The 21,765-nt window shown below is 71.8% G+C and carries 13 protein-coding genes; 5 read left to right on the forward strand and 8 right to left on the reverse strand.

Features of this window, described 5'->3' with window-relative positions:
• Window positions 1-59: 59 nt before the first annotated feature.
• From BCD48_RS39020 to BCD48_RS39045, 6 genes are all read right to left on the reverse strand, one after another.
• Window positions 60-1,178, reverse strand: coding sequence for an anti-sigma factor family protein (locus BCD48_RS39020; protein WP_071053396.1), 1,119 nt, complete (start codon window positions 1,176-1,178; stop codon window positions 60-62).
• The gene (gene sigM / locus BCD48_RS39025; protein ID WP_241842331.1) at window positions 1,168-1,878 is read right to left on the reverse strand and encodes an RNA polymerase sigma factor SigM; all 711 of its coding nucleotides are present in this window, start codon (window positions 1,876-1,878) and stop codon (window positions 1,168-1,170) included. The genes BCD48_RS39020 and sigM overlap by 11 nt, the downstream gene beginning before the upstream one ends.
• 90 nt (window positions 1,879-1,968) lie before the next feature.
• Window positions 1,969-3,819, reverse strand: coding sequence for a protein kinase family protein (locus tag BCD48_RS39030; protein ID WP_071053397.1), 1,851 nt, complete (start codon window positions 3,817-3,819; stop codon window positions 1,969-1,971).
• A gap of 231 nt (window positions 3,820-4,050) precedes the next feature.
• Window positions 4,051-6,612: a murein biosynthesis integral membrane protein MurJ gene (gene murJ / locus BCD48_RS55190; RefSeq protein ID WP_083419870.1), complete on the reverse strand. Its 2,562-nt coding sequence runs from the start codon at window positions 6,610-6,612 to the stop codon at window positions 4,051-4,053.
• Window positions 6,609-9,236 (reverse strand): DUF6049 family protein, encoded by a 2,628-nt coding sequence (locus BCD48_RS39040; protein ID WP_349308079.1) that lies wholly within the window; start codon window positions 9,234-9,236, stop codon window positions 6,609-6,611. Before BCD48_RS39040 ends, murJ begins: the two co-directional genes overlap by 4 nt.
• Window positions 9,233-9,703, reverse strand: a complete 471-nt coding sequence (locus BCD48_RS39045) for an NUDIX hydrolase (RefSeq protein WP_071053399.1) — start codon at window positions 9,701-9,703, stop codon at window positions 9,233-9,235. The genes BCD48_RS39040 and BCD48_RS39045 overlap by 4 nt, the downstream gene beginning before the upstream one ends.
• Window positions 9,704-10,007: 304 nt before the next feature.
• Between BCD48_RS39045 and BCD48_RS39050 the strand changes: the two genes are divergently transcribed.
• Window positions 10,008-11,513 (forward strand): CCA tRNA nucleotidyltransferase, encoded by a 1,506-nt coding sequence (locus tag BCD48_RS39050; protein ID WP_071053400.1) that lies wholly within the window; start codon window positions 10,008-10,010, stop codon window positions 11,511-11,513.
• A 9-nt stretch (window positions 11,514-11,522) separates the two neighbouring features.
• Here the strand turns inward: BCD48_RS39050 and BCD48_RS39055 are convergent, their stop codons facing one another.
• Window positions 11,523-12,980 (reverse strand): MFS transporter, encoded by a 1,458-nt coding sequence (locus BCD48_RS39055; RefSeq protein WP_083419872.1) that lies wholly within the window; start codon window positions 12,978-12,980, stop codon window positions 11,523-11,525.
• Window positions 12,981-13,375: 395 nt separating this feature from the next.
• On the opposite strand from BCD48_RS39055, the gene BCD48_RS39060 reads away from it, so the two are divergent.
• Window positions 13,376-15,247 carry a substrate-binding and VWA domain-containing protein gene (locus BCD48_RS39060; RefSeq protein WP_071053401.1) on the forward strand — a complete coding sequence of 624 codons (1,872 nt, stop codon included), beginning with the start codon at window positions 13,376-13,378 and terminating at the stop codon, window positions 15,245-15,247.
• A 15-nt stretch (window positions 15,248-15,262) separates the two neighbouring features.
• Here BCD48_RS39060 and BCD48_RS39065 read toward each other — a convergent pair whose 3' ends face one another.
• Window positions 15,263-15,697, reverse strand: coding sequence for a DUF5318 family protein (locus tag BCD48_RS39065; protein WP_071053402.1), 435 nt, complete (start codon window positions 15,695-15,697; stop codon window positions 15,263-15,265).
• A 733-nt stretch (window positions 15,698-16,430) separates the two neighbouring features.
• Between BCD48_RS39065 and BCD48_RS39070 the strand changes: the two genes are divergently transcribed.
• From BCD48_RS39070 to BCD48_RS39080, 3 genes are all read left to right on the forward strand, one after another.
• Window positions 16,431-17,096, forward strand: a complete 666-nt coding sequence (locus BCD48_RS39070) for a PadR family transcriptional regulator (RefSeq protein ID WP_071053457.1) — start codon at window positions 16,431-16,433, stop codon at window positions 17,094-17,096.
• Window positions 17,097-17,167: 71 nt separating this feature from the next.
• Window positions 17,168-18,241 (forward strand): inositol-3-phosphate synthase, encoded by a 1,074-nt coding sequence (locus BCD48_RS39075; RefSeq protein WP_071053403.1) that lies wholly within the window; start codon window positions 17,168-17,170, stop codon window positions 18,239-18,241.
• A gap of 413 nt (window positions 18,242-18,654) precedes the next feature.
• A complete protein-coding gene (locus tag BCD48_RS39080) occupies window positions 18,655-21,612 on the forward strand; it encodes a transglycosylase domain-containing protein (protein ID WP_241842332.1) in 2,958 nt (985 codons plus the stop codon).
• Window positions 21,613-21,765 lie beyond the last annotated feature (153 nt).

Below are 21,765 nucleotides of genomic sequence, written 5' to 3' on the forward strand. Positions count from 1 at the left end.
TTACCAGAGATTCCTGCCTGTACCGCCAGATGGAGGGCGACCTCAGTGTCCGTATCGTTTCAGGCCCTGGTGGCGGTGGCGGCATACCAGGTGGAGCCGGCCAGGTGGCTGACGTCGCAGCCGAGGTCGACGACGGTCAGCTGGACCCGGTCCCGGCTGGGCGGCACCGCGCCTGGCGCCGCGGCCACCGCACCGCCCTGGGCCGCGGGCCCCATACCCGACGTCGCGGGGACGCTCGGTGTGCCCGATGTGTCCGGTACATCCTGAATGTCCAACACGACCAGCACGGCATCGCGGCCACGGTAGCTGACTCGGTCGATCGCCAGCACCGCACCGACGCTGGTGGCGAGCTTCTCGTAGCAGCCGAGCAGATCAGGGGTGACGACCGCCTGCCATGCGGCCGTGCCGCCGGTGGCCGTGCCGTCGGCCACCACGGTCATATCCAGGCTGGTGTGGCCGGCGACCGGTATGCGGCCGGCGAGCAGGTCCTTGGCGTGCTGGGCCACGGCGTCCGGACCCAGGACGGCACCGCTGTCGGCCACATCTATCAGGTTGTCGGCGAAAAGTGCCTGCGCCGTCGGCGCGAGGGCGCGCTCGCCGCTCGCCGGGGTGGCGGCGCCGGCGCCGGCCGCGCTGTCGGCAGCGGACATGTCGGCGCTCGAGGCCGCGTAGCGGTCGGAGGACGCGCTGTCGTGCCCCCAGACGACGAACAGCCCAGCTCCGGCGACCACGACCAGCAGACAGGCGGCCAGCAGCGCGAGCCGCTCGGGCCGGACGGACCGGGGAAGAACTTGCGACCGGGCAGGCGGGGCCGTGAGCTGCCTGGCAGCTGCGCTGTGGGTCGGTGGCCGCCGCACCCGGCCGGGCGCGCGTCGTCCGGCGTGGCGGTCACGGCTGTCGTCCGGACCGGCGCGGTCGGGCCGCGGGGCCGCTGGCGTCGGGGCCGCCGACAGGGTCGCCTGGATGCGGCGGGCGACGTCCGGCGGCATGGTGATGGGCGCGAGCCGGGACAGCTCGACGCGTACGTTGCGCAGCGCGACCACGGCCCGCTGGCAGTCGGCGCAGGCCCGGACATGACGGTCGACGGAGGCCGGCGTGCGCTCGCCGTCCGCGTACGCGTCCAGCAGCTCGCCGTCGGGATGGCGCGGCATCGGCTCGCCGCGCGCGTCAGGCCCCACCGCCCATCACCTCCCCCCTCTCCAAGACGGAGCGGACGGCCTGGTGGTTCCCCGGACGGAGATAGCCCAGCTGTTCCGCGAGCCGCGCCCGGCCGCGCGCGGCCCGGCTCTTGACCGTCCCGAGCGGTACGCCTAGCGCCGCCGCGGCCTGCGCCACGGGCATTCCCTCGATGTCGACGAGCACGACGGCGGCCCGCAGCGTCGCTGGCAGCCTGGCCAGAGCGCTCTCGATGTCGCGGCGAAGCTCACCCTCGGCGTGCGCGTCGCGCGGGTCGGCGGGCTCGTGCTCGACCCCGTCCGGGCTGGTGGGCATCGGCACGGTCATCGGGCGGGCGGCCCTGCGCCGCAGGCGGTCCAGCGCGGCGTTCACCGTGATCCGGTGCAGCCAGGTGCGCACCGTCGACTCGCCGCGGAACCCGGCCGCGCGGCGGTGGGCGGAGAGCATCGCCTCCTGGACCGCGTCGGCCGCGTCCTCGGCGTCGTGCAGCAGCCGGTAGGCGACCGTCCACAAACGGTCGGCGTTGGCTCGGAACAGTTCGGCGAACGCCGCCGGGTCGCCGTCGACATGCCTGCGCAGCAGCTCCGCGTCCGGGTCGGACAACCACGCCGAGTCGGCCAGTTCAGCCGGTTCGGCGTGGTCGGCCCGTTCGTCCGGGGGCGGCTCCGACGCGGCCGCCGTGCTCTGAGCCCCGCCGGACACGCTGGATCTGTCGGGAGAGCTGCCTGGTACGGATTCGCCGGTCTGGTCAGGCATCGCATGTGGCCGGGACGGTGCTCGCCGACACCCAGGTCAGGACAGGAACTTGATGTCGGCGATCGAGGCCTTGAACCCGTCCGGGGGCAGCTGGGTGATCCAGAGCACCCAGTACTTGGCCGACGTGCCGGCCGGGATCTGGACGGGCACGTCCTCGTTGGCCTGCCCGGTGACCTGCTGACCGACCACCGGGTACGCGTTGTTGACGTCCAGGCTCTCCGTGTCGCCGGCGCGCAGTTCGAACGTGACCGGCCCCAGCGAGCCGACGGTCACCACAACCGAACTCGGATGCACAGGCTCCGCGAACGAGACCCTGAAACCGACCCCGGACTTGAGACCACCGAAGGCGGCGGACTTATAACTCTGGGTCGTCCACTGGGTCGATGGGTTGCCGTCGATGGCGTTGCCGACCGTGTCCTCATTCTCTTTCTTGTCCGGATCACCGGTCAGCGGGTCGTAGGAAATGACTCCCGCCGGCGTGAGGGCAGACCCTGCCGTCGCCGTCGGGGACGAGATCGGGCCGTCGGCCGTGTTGTCGCCATCGCCGCCGCCGAGCTGGAGGGCGAGCACGATCCCGGCGGTAAGAATCGCGACCACCACGATCGCGATGATGATCGGTAGCGCGCGTCGTCGGGGCTGCTGTCGGTTGACCGGGGCCTGGCCCGAACGTGGCCGCTGGCCGCCGGTTCCAGCCGGCGGGTAGCCGCGCTGCTGCGGCGGATAGCCGTTGTCGTCGTAGCCGCCGCCGCGCCGACCGCGGTCGTAGCCGTCGTCGTAGTCGTCCTGGTAACGCCCGCCTCGGTAGCCACCGTCGTCATAGCCACCGCGGCCGTAGTCGTCCCGGCCCGGCGTCGCGAATCCCGCCGTCGACGGCAGGCTCGCGGTGTCGGGACCGTAGCCGTCCGGGCCGCCGTAGCCCGGCATCATCGCCTCGGTGCCCGGCGGCTCGTCGCCGAACGTCATCAGGCCGGTGTCGTGCAGCGCCTCGACCGGGGTGACCGCCTCCAGCTCGGCGATCAGGTCGGTGGCCGTGGTGATCGGCTCGCCGGCTGACTCGTCGCCGCTGAGCGCGGCCATGGTGATCGCGTCCAGGTCGCGCGGGACCGCGTGGTTGAGCTGGCGTGGGCTCTGAAGGCGGCCGTACGTGCCGTAGGAGGCCGGCGGCAGGCCGGTGTCCCCGGACAGCGGCCAGGAGCCCGTCAGGGCGGCGTAGAGCAGCCCTCCGAGCGCGCGCACGTCGGCGGCCTCGGTGCCGGCGCGGTCCTCGCTCTCGGTCGGCCCCGTTCCGTCGATGGTCGCCAGCACGGCACCGACCTCGAGGTCGATGACCTTGACCGTGCCATGGCTGGAGACGATCACATCGCCGGGACGCAGCCCACCGTGGCGCAGCCCGCGCTCGTGCGCGGCGGCGATCACGCGCGCGGCGCCGAGGACGACGGCCGAGGCCTGCTCCGGCCGCAGCGGGCCTTCCTGGGCAAGCTGCCGCAACGTGCGGCCGTCGACCCATTCGGTGATGACGTAGGAGACCTGGCCGTTGTCGGTGGTCGTCACGGTCGCGTCGTAGGTGGACGCGGCACCCGGATGGACCAGTCGACCGGAGTTCACCGCGGCCGACAGCAGCGACTGGGCGGCCTCGTGGCGCGCGGGGTCGTCGTCCACGTGCTCGACGACGCGGACCGCGACCGGCCGGGTCAGCACCGTGTCGTCGCCACGCCAAAGCGTGACCGGACCGCGGGAGCTCAGTACACCGATGAGGCGGTAGCGGCGGTCGAGGACGGACTCCGCGAGCAGGGTGCCGCCGTCGGCCGCGCCCGCGCCGGATGAGGCGTTGACTGTCACGTCGTTGTCGACGTCCGCGGACTGCGGCCGGTTGCCTGCCTCGACCACAACGCCTCCGTCGTCCCCGGATCCGTGGCACCGTCGCCACTGTGCTCGCCCGGCCAGCGGCGGCCGGCGCCCGCGGGCAGCGCCTCCTGATGGCGCACCCGATGGCCTCGTCCTCCCGCGCCGCTCGCCTTGGCGCCACTCGACCTGAGTCTGGCGCACCCGCGATGGCTCTTGCTGGCCGTTTGGCGATGTTCCTAGATTAGTTTACGGGGATCGCCCCGATGGTTTCTCTCAGCCCCGGCGGAAACGTCGGGAGACCATGCGGGTCAGCGCCCTGACCTCGGGGATGCCCATCCGCGTGACCGTCCCGACGAACAGGGGCAGACCGACCAGCGCGCCGGCGAACACCGCCGTGAAGGAGCCGAGGAGCCCGTCGCCAAGAACGTCGCGCACCCCGTGGGCGACGGCGCTGGCCACCGCCGCCCCGATGCCGGCGGCGACGCTGATCCGGGCCAGCGTCGCGATCACTCGATCGCCGTCCATCCCGCCGAGCCGGCGGCGCAGCAGCGCGACCGTCACGCACAGCCCGGCCAGGTAGCCAACGTTGAAGGCGAGCGCCAGCGCGATCGCCCGGTGCTCCGGCGGCAGGAGATGGCTCAGCGCCACCGCCGCCAGCACGTTCACCGCCACCACACCGATGTTCACCAGCGATGGCGTTCGGCTGTCCTGATGGGCGTAGAAGACCCGCAGGTGCAGCTGGAACACCGAGAACGGCACCAATGCCACGGCGAAGGCCGAGAGTGTGTCGCCAATGGCGACCGCCGAGTCGTGCTCGACGGCGCCGTGGTTGAACACGGCCACGGCGATGGGGCGGCCCAGCGCCAGCAGGAACAGCGCCGCCGGCACGATCGCGGTGAGGCTCAGCCGGGTCGCCGTCGACAGGTCGTCAAGCACCAGGGCGCGCTTCCCGTCGGCGGCGTGCGCGCTCATCCGCGGCAGCAGCGCGGTGATCACAGACACGCCGATGATCGCGTACGGGAGCTGGAAGAGCTGGTAGCCGTAGGCGTAGATGACGTTGGCGGTGACGGCGGTCGACAGCCGGGTGATGACCACGTAGCCGAGCTGGCTGACGATCACCCACAGGACCGTCCAGCCGGCGAGCCGCAGCGCGTTGCGCAGTCCGGGGTGGGACAGGTCCAGCCGCGGGCGGTAGCGGAAACCGACCTTGCGCAGGGATGGCAGCAGCGCGATCGTCATCAGTACGACGCCGAGCGTCGTGCCGCCCGCGAGCACCGCGGTCTGTGTGCCGGTGATCGTCTTCGGGCCGTCGATCTGTGGCGGGCGCGGCCCGGAGATCACATAGGTGAAGGCCACGCACGTGGCGATGACGGCCAGGTTGTTCAGGACGGGCGTGAACATCGGCGCCGCGAACGAGCCGCGCACGTTGAGGATCGCGCCGATCGTCGCGCCGATGCCGTAACAGACGATCTGTGGCATGAACCAGCGCAGCATCTCCACGCCGAGGTCACGCTCCGGACCCGGATGGCCGATGTAGGGGGCGACGATCTGGGGCGCCAGGATCATGCCGATGACGGCGGCCCCGCCGAGCAGCAGGATCATCAGCGTCAGCAGCGACGAGGCGAACCGGTCGCCGCCGTCCGGGTCCTCCTTGGACGCCCGGACCAGCACCGGCACGACGACGCTGGTCAGGATGCCGCCGATCAGCAGGTCGTAGACGATGTTCGGAATCGTGTTCGCGACGTTGTAGGCCTCACCGACCGCGCCGGTACCGAGCGCGACCGCGACCGCGACGGTGCGCAGGAAGCCGGTCGCGCGCGAGGCGATCGTGCCGAGCGCCATCACCCCGCTGGCCCGGCCGAGCCCGCCCTTCCTCGGACCGCCCGCCGGCCCGGCGGACCCCGCCTGCCCGGCCTGCCGCGCGGGGCGCGGGCCCGTGCGCCCGGTTCGGGGGACCACCATCGTCTGGTCGGCCATCCGGCCGGCGGCGCGGTCGGTCCGCGCTACCGGCCGGTCCGGCGGCACCGGCCTGGGAGGTCGGGCCGGTCGGACCGGTTCGTCTCCGCGCTGGCGCGGCTGGCGCGGCGGCTCGGGCGGCGGGGTGCCGCGGCGGCCACCGGAGCGGTGCGCGCCGAGCGGCCGCCCGTCGCGGCGCGAGACCGGGGTGGTCGGGCGTGCCTCGGCCGGACGCGGCGTGCCCGGCGGCGGCGTGCCCAGTGGCCCCGGCAGCCGGCTCGTCGGGCCCTGCGGTGACGCCGGGGGCGCCACGGGGGGTGGCACGGGTGGCCTGGACGGCGCCGGCGGCGGTACCGGGGGTACAGAGGGCCGGCGTGGCCGCATCGACGGCGCGGGAGACGGGGGAGGCGCCGAGGGCCGTCGCGGCTGCACAGCCGGCGGGGGTGGCGGGGGTGGCGGTACAGACGGCGGCGGTACAGACGGTGGAGGCGTCCGCGGCGCGGCCGGCAGCCGGCGAGTGGGACCCGCCGGGACGTCGCCCGGATACCGGTCGTCCTGGTACGGGTCTTCGCGGTACCGCTCGTCGGCGCGACGAGGCCCGCGGTAGCCATCGTCCGGGTGGCGCTCGTCCCGGTACCGGCCTTGGTGCTGGCCCTCGCGGTAGCGCCCGTCCCCGTACTGGTCGTCCCGGTATTGGTCGTCCCGGTACCGCGCGCCGGGGCGGCGGGCGTCTCCGTAACCGGCATCCGGGTGCTCGGCGTCGGGGTACTGGTCGTCCCGGTAGGGCTCCTCGCGGTACAGGTCATCCCGGCGGGTCGGGCCGGTCCCCCGGCGGTGCCGCGGCCCGGAGGGGCCGTCGGGACCGTCGGCCGGGCTCACGGCTCGCTCGGGTTGGCTGGCACCCCGCCAGCGTAGGCGCGTTCGGACTGGGTCCGTTGTGTTCCTGCCGCGTTCGCCTGGATCCGGCGCACAGGTGTTGTCACACGGTCGGTGACCTGCGCCGCGTCCGGGTCCGTTCGGGTGCCGTCGGCCATCGTCGGCGGCTCACCGATCGGCGGACCGCCGGCCAGCGGCTCGCCAGGTCCATCGCCGCCGTGGGGCCCCGCGCCGCGGCGGCGACGCCGACGGACCAGGCGCAGCAGGACCGCGGCGGCGAACAGCCCGACGGCGACGTAGGTGATCGCGGTGGCGATCGTGCCGTAGGCGGTGGAGCGCACCAGGATCCGCGCCGGTTGGGTCGTCAGCCGCTTGCCATCCGGCGTCAGTACCTGGATGTAGACCGGGAACGTGCCGGCCGCGTCGGAGCTGACGGAGATCAGTACCTGCGCGACGCCGCCCGGCTGGACGATGACGGGAATCGTGGAAGCCGAACGCAGCCGGGTCTTGTCGTTGGACGACACGGAGAGCAGGACGGTCATCGGGAACGCGTTGCCCGGGAGAGTGTCGCTGATGTTGTTCACGGTCAGCGGCACCGTGCCCTCGCGGCTGGTCAGGGTGACCTTCTCCGAGGCCTGGACGCGGACGCCGTTGCGGATCAGGTTGGTCCGGCCGTCGACCTCCTGGCTCAGATGGACGGCTCCGGGACGGTTCGCCCGCCATTGCACCGACAGCGCCGTCAGCAGGGTGTTCTTCATGGGGTCGATGACGTCGTGGCGCAGCTTGCACGTCGCGGGGTTGGCCGCCACTGGCGGGTTGACCCGGTAGTCGATCCGCGCGCACAGAACCGGGTCGAGCAGCGCCGCCTCGTCACGCAGGTGCTCCACCGCGTCGACGTAGGACGTCGGGATCTCGCGGTCGGCCGCCCACTGCGGGTAGGTGAGCGCGAGACGGGCCGTGCCCGCGGTCACTGTGGCGGCGGATGGCGCCGTACTCCCGGTCGAGTCGTCCCCGGCTCCGCTAGCGGCCCCGGCTGTGCTCACGGGGGCAACCGGCAGCGCCGTCGGCTGGAAGAAGGGCTGGTAGCCGGAGTTCGCCGGAGAGCCAAGGGCGTGCAGCACCTGCTGAGCCACCTGAGCCGACGGGTTCCAGTCGCGGGGGAGCGCCAGCACGGCGAGCCGGTTCTGGTTCGACTTCTCCGAAGTGATCATGGCCAGCTCGGCGAGCATGTCGCCCAGGGCCTTCGGCTCGTTCGACTCGGCCTCCGGCGCCGTGACCAGTTGGGCGAGCCTCGAGTCGGCCGCGAGGGCGCGGATCGGGCCCGCCGAGGTCTGCTGGACGGTGAGCGCGGTGGGGGTCGCACTCCTGCTCGCCGCCGGCAGCAGCCGGTCGTCCATGATGACGGTCGTCACGTCTACGCCCTTGGCGGCGAGGAATGCCAGCGTCGCGGGGTCGGCGAGTCCGTCCACCGGGTAGGCGGCTTTCACGGCGTCCTTGGCGTCGCGGTGGCCGAGTGCCTCGGCCACGACCTGGCGGCCGGTGTTCACCGCCCAGAGGACGTCGTTGAGCTCGCCCGCGCGGACGAGCGCGGCGAGGTCGACATCGCCCCAGGGCAGCGCGAACACGGTGTTGCCCCGGGTGTTGGCGAACGCGCTCAGGCGGTCCAGGAAGGTGGCCGCGTCCCTGCTCAAGGGCTGTTCCCGCGGGCCGCTAGGGCTCGCGAAGCGGTAGCAGTTGGGGACCGTCGTGCACACCGCCGCGGCGCCGTACGTGTCCCTGCCGGCCATCACTCGCAAGGTCTTCAACAGCGTCGGGTCGAGGGCGAGCGCGACCGCGGACTTCTGCTCGCTGGTCGGGTCGAGCGCGTCCAGCAGCCTGGACAGCCGGCCGCCTGGCTTGATGTCCTTGGCGAGCCCGTCGTCGGTCAGCATCCCGTCCGAGCGCAGCTTCGGCGGGGCCGAGATCGGCAGCACGGTCGAGACCGCGATCGGCTTCAGTGACGGCTGTGGTGGCGCCCAGACGAGGAACGTGTAGGCGGCCGCGATCAGGGTCCCCGACCGCAGGACGGAGACCCGCATCGGGTAGATCGTCAGCTGGGGCTTGCTGACCTTCTGATCCAGTGGCGCGTCGAGCGTGAACTTGTGATCGGGCCCGACGGGCACGGGGTCGCTAAGCGGCGCGGAGTAGGTGACGCTCGTCGGCTTGGCTCGCGCCTGTTCGAGCCGGGCGCGGCCGCCTGCGGCAGGGATGCCGCCAGGCATCACCCGCACCTCGACCTTGAGGTCCTGCCCGGAGTCCGAGGGCGCGAGGTCCACGTGCCCGCTCAGCGAGAGCGGCACCCCCGGAGAGGCGACCGGCATGTAGCTGTCCAGGACGACGCTGGTCCGCGGCGCCGCCGCCGACGCCGAGCCCGCTGCCGCGCCTGCCCCCGATGTACCGGGAGAACTCGAGGCACCGGAGGCCGGCGCGGCTGTCCTACCTGTGGATGAGGCTGTGGACAACCCTGTGGATGCTGTGGATGAAGCAAACGACGGAACCGACGGCAGTCCGGTCAGCGCCGCCGTCAGCGCTACCGCGACCGCCAGATATGCGGGCCTTCTCACCCGCCGCGGGCTGGAGTGGGTCACGCGCCTGCCGCCAGGAGCGCGGGGACGTCCTGCAGGAGCCGCCGTTCGTCGGCATAGGCGAGCCTTCCGGCCACCTGGTCGAGGGGGACCCAGGCGACGGCGCTGACCTCGACGTCCGCGTCGGAGAGCTCGCCGGCGGTGCGCAGCAGCAGGTAGTGGTGCACGGTTTTGTGGACACGCGAGCGGCCGGTGACGAACCAGAAGTCGATGGTGCCCAGCGCCGCCACGATCTCCCCGGTCACGCCGGTCTCCTCGGCGACCTCACGGACCGCGGCCTGTTCGTTGGTCTCGCCGCCCTCGACATGCCCCTTCGGCAGGGACCACAGCAGCCGGCCACGTCGGTCCCGCCGGGCGATCAGAGCCGCCTTCGCGTAGTTGGAGCGGGCGTCAAGCACGAGACCACCGGCCGACGTCTCCTCGACCCGACGCAGCCGGCGACGGCCACGGGGGGACGACGACGCCGGCATAAAACGATCGTACGAGCATCGGATGAGCCGTCCCCGGCGACTGTCCGGCTTGTCCGGATGGGGCGTGGGGTGGGCACTGCCTGGTCGCGGGGTTGGTGCATATGGCGGGCGTTGGTGCCGGTTCGGGGTCGGTGGGGGGTTGGGTTGGCGCCGGAGGGCAGGCGTGGGGCGCCCGGGCTGGCCCTGGTGAAAGCCCCGGCCGGGCCCGTGAGAACAGCGCGATCCGCGTGATGCACCGGTCCTGGCCATGATCGGAAAACTGTTGGGGGGTGCCGGTAGTGGCCGCTACCCTGGTCAGGTGTCTGTGATCAGTCTCGACAACCCGCGCGACTCGGCTGAGCGCGTGGTCGCCGGAATGCTGAAGGTACCGCCGCTCGCCGACGAGCTCGGGCGGATCTTCGCGGCGCACGGGCACGCGCTGCACCTCGTAGGCGGTACCGTCCGCGACGCCCTGCTCGGCCGCCTGACCGCGGGTGGCAGCACCGGTGGCGCCCCGGACCTGGACTTCACCACCGACGCGCGGCCCGAGCGGGTCCTGGAGATGACCCGGGGCTGGGCGGAGGCGACCTGGGAGGCCGGGATCGCCTTCGGCACCGTGGGCCTCGCCCGCCGCGGCGCCCGCCTCGAGGTGACCACCTACCGCGCCGAGAACTACGACCGCGACTCGCGCAACCCGACCGTCTCCTACGGCGACAGCCTCGAGGGCGACCTGGTCCGGCGCGACTTCACCGTCAACGCGATGGCCGTGTCGGTCCCCGACCACCAGTTCGTCGACCTGTTCGGCGGCATGGCCGACCTCTCCCGCGCGGTGCTGCGCACCCCCGGTCCGCCTGAGGTCTCCCTCGACGACGACCCGCTGCGGATCCTGCGGGCGATCCGGTTCGAGGCGCAGCTCGGCCTGGCCCCCACCCCCGAGCTGGTCGACGCGATGACGGCGCGCGCCGAGCGGTTGAAGATCGTCTCGCCGGAGCGGATCCGGGACGAGCTGCGCAAGCTGGTCATCTCCGCCGACCCGGTCGGCGGCCTGCGGCGGCTGGTCGACGTCGGTGCAGCCGCCGTCACGCTGCCCGAGCTGCCGGCGCTGCGGATGGAGATCGACGAGCATCACCAGCACAAGGACGTCTACGCGCACACCATGACCGTGCTGCGCCAGGCGATGGACCTGGAGGACGACGGCCCGGACGAGGTGCTGCGCTGGGCCGCGCTGCTGCACGACATCGGCAAGCCGCGTACCCGCCGGCACGCGCCCGGTGGCGGCGTCTCGTTCCACCACCACGAGGTGGTCGGCCGGGACATGACCCGCAAGCGGCTGGTCGCGCTGCGCTTCCCCAAGGACGTCACCGACGCGATCACGCTGCTGGTGTTCCTGCATCTGCGTTTCCACGGCTACGGCACGGGCGAGTGGACCGACTCGGCGGTCCGCCGGTACGTGCACGACGCGGGGCCACAGCTGCGCCGGTTGCACAAGCTGGTGCGCTCGGACTGCACGACCCGCAACAAGCGCAAGGCGGCGATGCTCGCCCGCCACTACGACTCGCTGGAGGAGCGGGTCGCGGCGCTGGCCGCCCAGGAGGAGATCTCCGCGATCCGCCCGGAGCTCTCCGGCGACGACATCATGGAGATCCTCGGCATCAGGCCGTCCCGGCTCGTCGGCGAGGCGCGCCAGCACATGCTCGACTTCCGCTTCGACATGGGCATGGTCGGCCGCGACGCGGCCGTCGCCGAACTGCTGCGCTGGGCCAGCGTGCGCGGCCTGGAGATTCCGGGCCGGGCCGCCGCCGACGCGCCGGCCGCGGGCGAGGGCCAGTAGCCGGGCGGGTTACTGCTGACGGCCGGAGAGCGGCCCGTCGAGAACGTCGGTGGCGGGACGGGCGGCGGGCGGTCTCGCTGCCGTCTGCCCCACCGTCGTCTGCTCTACCGCGGCCTGTCCGACCGGCACCGAGGCGGCCGGGGACGCGTCCAGGGACAGGTCGGCCGGCGTGCCGACGGCTCGGATCCGCATGTCGACCGAATGGCGGCGAGCGGCGTGGTAGTAGACGACGCCGGCGAGCAGGTAACCGAGGCCGGCGGCGATGATCGTCGGCGACGAGCGGCCGTTCGCCGGGACCACGACGGCGGCCAGGGCGGCCGCGGCCACGAAGGCGACGTTGAACAGAAGATCGTAGAGAGAGAACGCGCGGCCGCGGTAGGCGTCCGCGACCTCCTCCTGGACGATCGTGTCGACGCAGATCTTGCTCGCCTGCGCGGAGAAGCCGAGCAGCAGGCCGGCGGCGACAAACAGCGGTGACGAGAAGGGCAGACCGAGCACGATCTCCACCACGCCGCCGCAGACGAGCACGGTCATGATCCAGCGGGCCTTGGGCATCCGGCGGGTGACCCTCGGGGTGACCACGGCGGCGGTCACCGTTCCGACGCCGCTGGCCGCGACGGTGACGGCGAGCCCGCCAAGGCCGCCGCCAGGGCCGGTGAAGTAGTTGCGGTACAGCAGGATCGTCATGACGAGCACCAGCCCGTAGGCCGCACGGGAAGCGGTCAGCGCGGCCAGTGCCCGCCGGACGGGCCCGGTGCGCCAGAGCACCCGCGCCCCGTCGGCGAGGTCGAGGGCCACCTGGCGGAACTGTGTGGTGATGCCGGCCCAGCCGATGATCTTTTCCGGCCCGAACATGTGCCGGTTCGCGAGCCGCGCGGCCGTTGTCGCGGCGCCCAGATAGGCGAGGCCCGCGAGGCCGGCTACCAGCGCGACGGATGAGTCCCGGCCGCCCGTGAGGCTGCGCAGCCCGCTTCCGGCGCCCGCGCCGAGCAGCGTCACCACGGTGCCCGACGTGACCGACAGCGCGTTCGCGCCCATCAGCCGGTCGACATCGATCACCATCGGCAGGCCGGCGGAGAGCGCGGCGAGTACGAACCGGTTGACGCTGACGACGGCCAGCGCCGCGACATAGAAGTCCGCGCCGGTGTGGCCCGCGGCGATCAGCACGACCAGGATCGCCAGCAGCGCGGCCCTGGTCAGGGAGCACACGACCAGCACCCGTTGGCGCGACACCCTGTCGAGCACGATTCCGGCGAACGGCCCGATGACGCTGAACGGCAGCACCACGATCGCCAGCGAGGCGGCCAAGGCCCCCGGAGACGCCGCCCGCTCCGGCGAGAACAGGACGTAGCTCACGAGGCAGGCCTGGAAGATTCCGTCCGCGGTCTGCGACGTCAGCCGGGCGGCGTACAGCGCCCGGAACCCGGGCACGCCCAGCAGCTCCCGCAGTTTTCCGGCCCACGCCATAGCCCAGCAGCCTAGAAGCCATCCGGGTCGGAAACGTGCGGGAGGTGCTGGTTGGGCACCTGTTCAGCGCCCCGGGCCGCCGTTGGTCGGCGGGATCCGAGCCGCTGAGATCGCTGGCCGCGCGCTCGTTGTGGACAGATCGGGCGACGGCGCCACCCTGCGTCGTCATGAGCCGGCTAGCGGTCGTTCTACGTCAGGAAACTGTCACGAAACGTGGCCCACGGGCGGGAACGATGGCCCAACTATGTCACAACGTGTGGCGAGGTTCGCGATGATCCTTCACTATGCGTTATGTTCGGCCTCTCGTCCCCGGTGGGCCGCGGTCACGCCACACAGTGGCGGAGCCTGGGTGACCGTGGACCCTCAGCCGATGTAGCCCGCGGAGGTCCGACCCGATGACCGACGCACGTCATCGTCCCCGTCATCGTGGCGCGGGCGAGCGCTCCACCGGGCGGGCAAAGATCCTGATTCCGGCGCTCGTGGTGCTGCTGTTGGCGGGCGGGGGCTACGTCGCCAGCACCCGGCTGTTGGGCGGCAACGGGTCGGACGCCGGCTGCCAGCAGACGATGTTGCTCACGGTGCGTACCGGGTCGAGCCTGACCACGGCGCTGACCCAGGCCGCCACCGGCTACAACGGCCAGCGGCACCAGGTGCTCGGCAAGTGTGTCCGGGTGAAGGTGGAGACCGTCGACAGCGGCCAGACGGCGAGCGCCATCGCCGCCGGCTGGACGGACGCCGCCTACGGCTCGGCGCCCGACGTGTGGGTGCCCGAGTCGGCCGACTGGGTGGCACTGGCCAGGACCGGCGCCGCCAGCGCCAAGATGCTCGGCGCGGATGGGACGACGGTGGCGAGCTCGCCGGTGGTGCTCGCGATGCCGCGGCCGATGGCCACCGCGCTCGGCTGGCCGGGACGCCAGCTCAGCTGGTCCGACCTGCGGGCCAACGAAGGCTCGGCGTCGTTCTGGGCCGATCGCGGGCATCCGGAGTGGGGTGCCTTCAAGATTGGAATTCCCAGTCCGGAGACGTCGTCCGCGGGGCTCGCCGCGGTTCTCAACGTCGTGGCGAGCAACGTCGGCCAGCCGGCGTCCGCATTGACGGCGGCGCAGTTCGCCGGTGACCTGAACACCAAGGGCGCGATTCTCACCTTCGAGCGTGGCACCGACCTGGTCGCCGAGTCCGACACCGACCTGGTCTCCGCCTACATCGGCTGGGGCAAGGACGCGCCGGCGCACATGTCCGCGCTCGTCCTGCCGGAAAGCCTCGTCTACCAGGTGAACATGGGCACCGGCGTGGTCTCCGACGACACGACCGAGGCCGCCCTCCCCGGCGGGCAGTACGGGCACGGCCCGGCGGACGTGCCGCTCGTCGCCGCCTACCCGACCGACGGCCTCGTCGTCGACGAGGCGACCTACCAGCCGCTGGCGCTGCCCGCTGGCTCCGATCGCGCGACCGCGGCCCAGGACTTCCTCGCCGACCTCACCGGACCGTCCGGGCAGGCGACACTGGCCGCGGCCGGCTACCGCTCGCCCGACCGGACCAACTCGAGGCTCACCGAGAAGGCGGGGCTCGTCCCGGCGCTGCGGACGACTCCGCGCACCGCTCTCGACGGCCAGACGATCGACGGCGCGCGGCGCACCTTCCTGGGCATTCACCAGCGCGGGAACACGCTGGCCGTCCTCGACACGTCCGGTTCGATGGACCTGGTGGTGCCGGGAAGCGGCGGCAAGACCCGGCTGCAGATCGCCGTAGCGGCGGCGAACGCGGCGGTCCCGCTGTTCGCCAAGGACAGTCGTCTGGGTCTCTGGCAGTTCTCGACGGGCCTCGACGGCGCCAAGCCCTACCGCGAGCTGGTGCCGGTCGGGCTGATGAGCGACGCGGTGGCCGACGTGCCCCGTGAGCAGGCGCTCCTCACGGCGATCAGCGGGATGAGCGCGAAGGGCAGCACCGGCCTCTACGCGACCGCCCTTGCCGCGTTTCGAGCGCTGTCCGCGCAGTACGAGCCGGAGAAGCCCAACCAGGTGGTGCTGCTGACGGACGGGCAGAACGAGGACAAATCCAGCACGCTGACCCTTGCTCAGCTGATCCAGACCCTGAAGGACGAGTACGACCCGAAGAGGCCCGTCCACATCATCACGATCGGCTACGGGGCGGACGCGGACCAGAGCGCCCTGCGGCAGATCTCCGAGGCGACCGGCTCCAAGACCTACCCGGCTCAGGATCCCAATTCGATCTTCCAGGTGATGGTCAACGCCCTCACGGACCGTTAGCGCCCGTCGCGCCCATCAGCTCCCGTCCGGCGCGGCGCGGCGGGCGGAGCGCCGGACCGGTGGGCCGCCGGTGCCGATGGTGTAGGTCGTCACGAGGTGGTTCCAGCCGCACGAGGCGCACACCTCGACGACGTAGATCTGTAGATCGCTGAACCGGGCCGCCAGCTCCGGGAGGTCACTCGACGCCCAGGCCCGCCCGGCGGTGGCACCAAGTTCGTCGCCGTAGCTGTACGTGACATGCACGAGTGGGTCGCCGGGCTTCGGGTGCTGAGGGTCGCCCGCGTGGCAGACCGGGCAGCTCTTGCTGGTCGGCTCGCCGTGGTGACGGGCGGCGCGCAGCAGGTACGGGTTGGCGTCACAGACCTCGTGCTGGGAGACCCGTCCGGCGTGCAGGTCGGCCAGCGTCGCCCGGCGGACGAGCGCGTAGTCGATGACCGAACGCGGTCCCATGCAGTCACGGTACCCCCGCACCCCCGGCGCTCCGCCAGAGTCGAAATGCGCGCTTGTCGGGGCGAGGCGCTAGGCGCGCTCGCCCCGTGTCGGGGCGAGGCGCTAGGCGCGCTCGCCCCGTGTCGGGGCGAGGCGCTAGGCGCGCTCGCCCCGTGTCGGGCGCTGGGCGCCCTCCTCGCGTGGTGTTGGGCCCTGGCATATGGCGGTGGTGGGGCCTGGACCGGGCTGATGACGTGGCTGGGTTGGCGCTGCGCCGATGCGCTGTGACCGGGTGTGGCTGAGGTGCGCTTACTGGTCGCTGGAACGGCGTCGCGGCCCGCCGCGCGGCTGGACATCCGGGCCCGTGGGACGTCCGTTGGAGCCGCCCGCGAATCTCCGGATCGGCGGATCTCCGGGTCGGTGAAGCCGACCCGGAGATCCGCGGGCAGGCATCCCGCCTGGCCGGTCCACCAGGAACCTTGGGTCGCCGCGCCCGACCGGGCCGCCCGCCCGGCGGCCGGATCGCGTCACCCGCGTGCCTCTGGCCGGACGCCAACGAGACATCCCCTGTTGCCATGGTCGTCCCGACTCGTCTATGGTCGATGTATCGCCTCGATATGTTCGGACGACATGTTGAGCCGACATGTCGAGCAGAGATGTCGGGCCGAGATGTCGGGGCGAGAGATCGAGCAGGGTGTCCGGGCCGCTCATGGCGGGTCAGGCAGTGGCGGTGACGCGGAGGGAGGGCGGCGCGGTGTTGGAGCTCGCGGTGCTCGGGATCCTCGCTGAGAGCCCGATGCACGGCTACGAGCTGCGCAAGCGGCTCGCGGCCGTGCTCGGCGCGTTCCACCGTTTCAGCTACGGCTCGCTGTACCCGTGCCTGCGCAAGCTGCAGGCCGAGGGCTACGTGACCTCCGACGACGCCGGCGCGGCGAGCCGGATCGGCGGGCGCAGCCGGGTCGTCTACACCCTCACCGCCGAGGGTAAGGAGCGGCTCGCGGAGCTGCTCGGCGAGGGCGGGCCGTCCTCCTGGGAAGACGAGATGTTCGGTGTCCGCTTCGCCTTCTTCGGCAAGACGGACGCCGCGGTGCGGCTGCGCATCCTCGAGGGCCGGCGGAACCGGCTCGAGGAGCGGCGCGAGAAGGTTCGCTCCGCGCTCGCCCGTACCCGGGAGCGGTTCGACACCTACACGCTCGAGCTACAGCGCCACGGGCTGGAGTCCGTCGAGCGCGAGGTTCGCTGGCTCACCGAGCTGATCGAGACCGAACGCGCCCAGGCGCAGCCGGGGATGGCTGACCTGGACCTGCCAGGGCCAGGGCACTCCACCCTGCCATCGGCACCTCGGCCGTCCGCTCCGCCGTTGACGCCACCCCCCACAACGTCCCAGGACCCCGACGGTGAGGTCCCAGGGGCCCGGTGAGTCTCGCCTACCGGCGCGGCGCATCCGGTCCTGCACACATATTCCCGAGTAGTCAGAAGGAGCAGACCGTCATGGGTTCGGTACGTGTCGCCATCGTCGGCGTGGGCAACTGCGCTGCGTCTCTCGTCCAGGGGGTCGAGTACTACCGCGGCGTAGACCCGACCGACCAGGTGCCCGGGCTCATGCACGTGAAGCTCGGCGACTATCACGTCTCCGACATCGAGTTCGTCGCCGCGTTCGACATCGACGCGAAGAAGGTCGGCCGTGACCTGGCCGAGGCGATCGTCGCCAGCCAGAACAACACGATCAAGATCGCCGACGTCCCGCCGACCGGCGTGACCGTCTTCCGCGGCCACACCTACGACGGCTTCGGCAAGTACTACCGGGAGACCGTCGAGGAGTCCGACGAGCAGCCGGTGGACGTGGTCGAGGTCCTGCGCTCGACCCGGGCGGACGTGCTGGTCTGCTACCTGCCGGTCGGCTCCGAGGACGCGGCGAAGTTCTACGCCCAGTGCGCCATCGACGCGGGTGTCGGCTTCGTCAACTGCCTTCCCGTCTTCATCGCCGGCGTCCCCGAGTGGGCCGAGAAGTTCCGCGCCGCGGGCGTGCCGATCGTCGGTGACGACATCAAGTCCCAGGTCGGCGCCACCATCACCCACCGGGTGCTCGCCAAGCTGTTCGAGGACCGGGGCGTCATCCTGGACCGCACGATGCAGCTCAACGTCGGCGGCAACATGGACTTCAAGAACATGCTTGAGCGCGAGCGGCTGGAGTCCAAGAAGATCTCCAAGACCCAGGCGGTCACCTCCCAGCTCTCGCACGACCTCGGCAAGGACAACGTCCACATCGGCCCGTCGGACTACGTCGCCTGGCTCGACGACCGCAAGTGGGCCTACGTCCGGCTCGAGGGCCGCGCGTTCGGTGACGTGCCGCTGAACCTGGAGTACAAGCTTGAGGTCTGGGACTCTCCGAACAGCGCCGGCGTCGTCATCGACGCGGTCCGCTGCGCGAAGATCGCCCTCGACCGGGGCGTCGGCGGCCCGATCCTGTCGGCGTCGAGCTACTTCATGAAGTCCCCGCCGGAGCAGTACCGCGACAGCGTCGCCAGGGACAAGGTCGAGGCCTTCATCGCCGGCGAGGAGTAAGTAAGTAGTCGGCCGCGCCCGCGGCCTAGGCGTTGCGTTGGAAGGCCCAAGCCTTCAACCGCGACGGACGGCGACGAGGGCCGGGCATCCGGAGGGGGATGCCCGGCCCTCGTCGCGTCTCGCCGAGAGTCAGCGCCGTGACCGACGAAACCCTCCCTTGGGCAACCTCCCGACGGTTTGGCGCGTCTGGCTGGGAGGCGCCCGGTGCCGGGTGCCTGCGTTTTCGGCTCCAGGCCTGCCGCCTGGAGGGGCGATGACCGGGCCTTGGGACGACACGCGGTAGAGGCGAGCGGGCGGGACAGGGGTGCCTGACGGGGCGGTCGGGCCGGCATGAGACGCTGGGCTGCCATGTACCGAACGCGACCGAACCTCCCACCTTGTCCCGGTCGCGGTGCGGGAAGGACGGGACGGCTTTGAGCCTGCCGAATGATCAGGAACCGGTCCGTCGGCGCCCGGCGCCCCCAGCCGGAGGCCCCGCGGGCGACGCCGCCGGTGGCCCACGCGGCTATGACGACCGTACTCAGATTCCACGACCTGACCGGTATGACCGGCCGGACCTCGGCGAGCGGCCGGACAGGCCCGAGCGCGCCGACCGACCAGCCCGGCCCGAGCGGCCGGCCGCCGGCCGCGGGCCACGCCCGAGCCAGACCGGCGGCCCGAGCCAGACCGGCGGCCCGAGCCAGACCGGCGGCGCCACCGCCACCTCCACCGGCCGCCGCCCCGTCGCCGGCCGCGGCGACCGGACCGGGGCGCGCCCCTCGGCCGGCGAGCCGTCGTCGGATCGTCCGTCATATCACCCGCGCGCCACGGCCAACCGCGGGCGCGGCGGGGCCACCGGTTCCGGCGGGGCCGCCACCATGGCCGTCGGCGGCCGGACGCGGGGCATCTCCGACCGGGGCCGCCGGCCGGCGCACCCCGCCGAGCGGGACGCCCTCTACGACACCGTCGACCAGGCCGCGCTCAGCCGGATCGAGCTGCGCGACCGCGACGAACAGGCCACCACCTATCGCCGGGTCTCCTCCGACGGCGCGACTCAGGTGGGAACGCGCCGTTCGACAGGTCCTGGCGGCCGCCGGCGCCCCGCCGGCCCGGATGGCCTGGACGGCACCGGTCCCAGACGTGCCGCCGCGGCCGAGGGTGTCAAGCCGGGGCGCAAGATCGGCACCCACGGGCCGAAATGGTGGCGGGCGCGGCCGCTGTGGCTGCGCCGGCTGGTGGTGTTCGGCTTCCTGTCCAGCGTGCTGCTGTTCGTTGCGGGGCTCGCGATCCTGTATACGGCGACCAAGGTGCCGTTGCCAGACGAGATCAAGACTGGCGACCAGACCTCGGTGATCTACTACGCCGACGGCCAGCACGAGCTGGCCAGGATCGGCACGGTCGACCGCCAGAACGTGCCGCTGTCGCAGATCTCCAAGGACGCCCAGCACGCGGTGCTCGCCGCCGAGGACCACAACTTCTACAACGAGCCGGGCATCTCGTACCGCGGCATCGCGCGCGCCCTGGTCGCCAACGTGAAGGGCGGCGGCGTCCAGCAGGGCGGCTCGACGATCACCCAGCAGTACGTCAAGAACGCCTTCCTCACCCAGGACCGCACGTTCTCCCGCAAGATGAAGGAGATCGTGATGGCGGTCAAGCTGGACCAGAAGTACTCCAAGGACCAGATCCTCGAGTTCTACCTGAACACGATCTACTTCGGGCGGGAGACGAACGGCATCGAGGCCGCCTCCCAGGCCTACTTCGGCAAGCCCGCCAGCCAGCTCACCGCGGCCGAGGGAGCGGTCATCGCGGGCCTCATCCGCTCGCCGAACAACCTCGACCCGCTGAAGAACCCGGACGCTGCGAAGCGGCGGTGGAACGAGGTCATCAACACGATGATCTCCCAGGGCTGGCTGAAGGAGAAACCCGCCTACCCGACGAACATCTCGCCCAAGAAGAACAACTCCAACAGCTCCGACCAGGGCAGATACATCCAGGACCAGGTCATTCGTGAGCTCGAGGCGCACGGCATCTCCGAGGACCAGGTCAGCACCGCCGGGCTGCGGATCACGACGACGATCGACTACGGCCGCCAGACCGCGGCCTTCAACGCGGTCAACAGCGTGATCGGTCCCGTCTACCCGAAGCTGTCGAACCTGAAGACAGGCCTGGTTGCCGTCGACCCGAGAACCGGGAAGGTACTGGCCTGGTACGGCGGCTCGCTGTACGGCAAGAATCCGGCGACCGGCCAGGAGCAGTATCTGGACAACGTCTCTGGGGCGGCGATCCCGTCCGGCTCGACGTTCAAGGCCGTCACTCTGGTGACGGCGCTGAGTAACGGCGCGAGCCTGAAATCGGTCTATGAGGCGCCGGACGAGGTGACGTTGAAGGGCACCACCTCGGAGGGTGACTACATCGTCCACAACGACGAGGGCGATCCCAACTACCGGTACACCGATCTCGCCACCGCCACCGCGGCATCGCTGAACACGGTGTACGTGCCGCTCGGCCAGAACATCGGCGTCTCGAAGGTCATCGCGATGGCGAAGAGCCTGGGCGTCACGTCCTCGCTGGACAACGTCGCCGGTGTCACGCTCGGCCAGGACTCGGTGCGCGCCACCGAGATGGTCTCGGTCTACAGCACGCTGGCCAGCGGTGGTGTGCGCACGACCCCGCACATCGTCGACAAGGTCCTGAACAATGACGGCCACGTCATCTACCAGGGCCAGTCGGACGCGGCGACCGTCCTCGACGACCACGTCGTCAAGGACGCGACGTACGCGCTGGAGCAAGTGATCGCGAGCCCGAACGGCACCGGCAAGACGAACGCGAAGCTCGCCGACGGCCGGCAGGCCGCCGGCAAGACCGGCACCGTGCAGGAATACCGCTCCGCCTGGTTCTGCGGCTACACGGCGGGCTCGAACAACATCGCGGCCTGTGTGAACATGTTCCGTGGAGACGCCAAGGTCGACAAGGACGGCCATCCGCTGCCGGACCAGTCGCTCGGGCACGTCGCCGGCGCCATCACGGGCCAGGGTGTCTACGGTGGCGACTGGCCGGCGAAGATCTGGAAGGTCTTCATGGACGCGGCGCTCAAGGGCCAGCCGCTGGAGAAGTTCGACCCGCCGGCCTACGCCGGCGAGATCACGAATGCCTCCCCGTCGCCGACCCCGACGCCCGACCTGCCGGCCACGCCGACCGACGGCAATATGCCCGGTTTGCCCGGCTTTACCTACGACCCGCTGGACCCGCTCGGCATCAACCGCGGCCGCAACAACGGCGGCACTAGCGGCGGCGACAGCGGCAATGGCGGTGGCGACGGCGCGACCGAGACCCCGACCCCATCGCCCAGTCCCACGCCCGGTAGACAGGGCGGCATCCTCAACCTGGGATGAGGAGCCTGACCAGGGACCCCAGCGGGCTGACCAGGGGAGCCGGTGGCCGGGGCGCGCCCCGGCCACCGGCTCCCCTCGCCGCTGGCGGCGGTCCTCCAGAGGCGGTGGCCGACGGGTCCAGCGATGACATGGACGGGCCCGCCCGCTCTCGTA

This window comes from Pseudofrankia coriaricola (assembly GCF_001854805.1).
Classification (GTDB): domain Bacteria; phylum Actinomycetota; class Actinomycetes; order Frankiales; family Frankiaceae; genus Pseudofrankia.

Excerpts from the sequence above, each read along its gene's own strand:
- BCD48_RS39045 (WP_071053399.1), bottom strand. The coding sequence starts at position 9,703 with ATGCCGGCGTCGTCGTCCCCCCGTGGCCGTCGCCGGCTGCGTCGGGTC.
- BCD48_RS39060 (WP_071053401.1), top strand. The coding sequence starts at position 13,376 with ATGACCGACGCACGTCATCGTCCCCGTCATCGTGGCGCGGGCGAGCGC.
- BCD48_RS39065 (WP_071053402.1), bottom strand. The coding sequence starts at position 15,697 with ATGGGACCGCGTTCGGTCATCGACTACGCGCTCGTCCGCCGGGCGACG.
- BCD48_RS39075 (WP_071053403.1), top strand. The coding sequence starts at position 17,168 with ATGGGTTCGGTACGTGTCGCCATCGTCGGCGTGGGCAACTGCGCTGCG.
- BCD48_RS39055 (WP_083419872.1), bottom strand. The coding sequence starts at position 12,980 with ATGGCGTGGGCCGGAAAACTGCGGGAGCTGCTGGGCGTGCCCGGGTTC.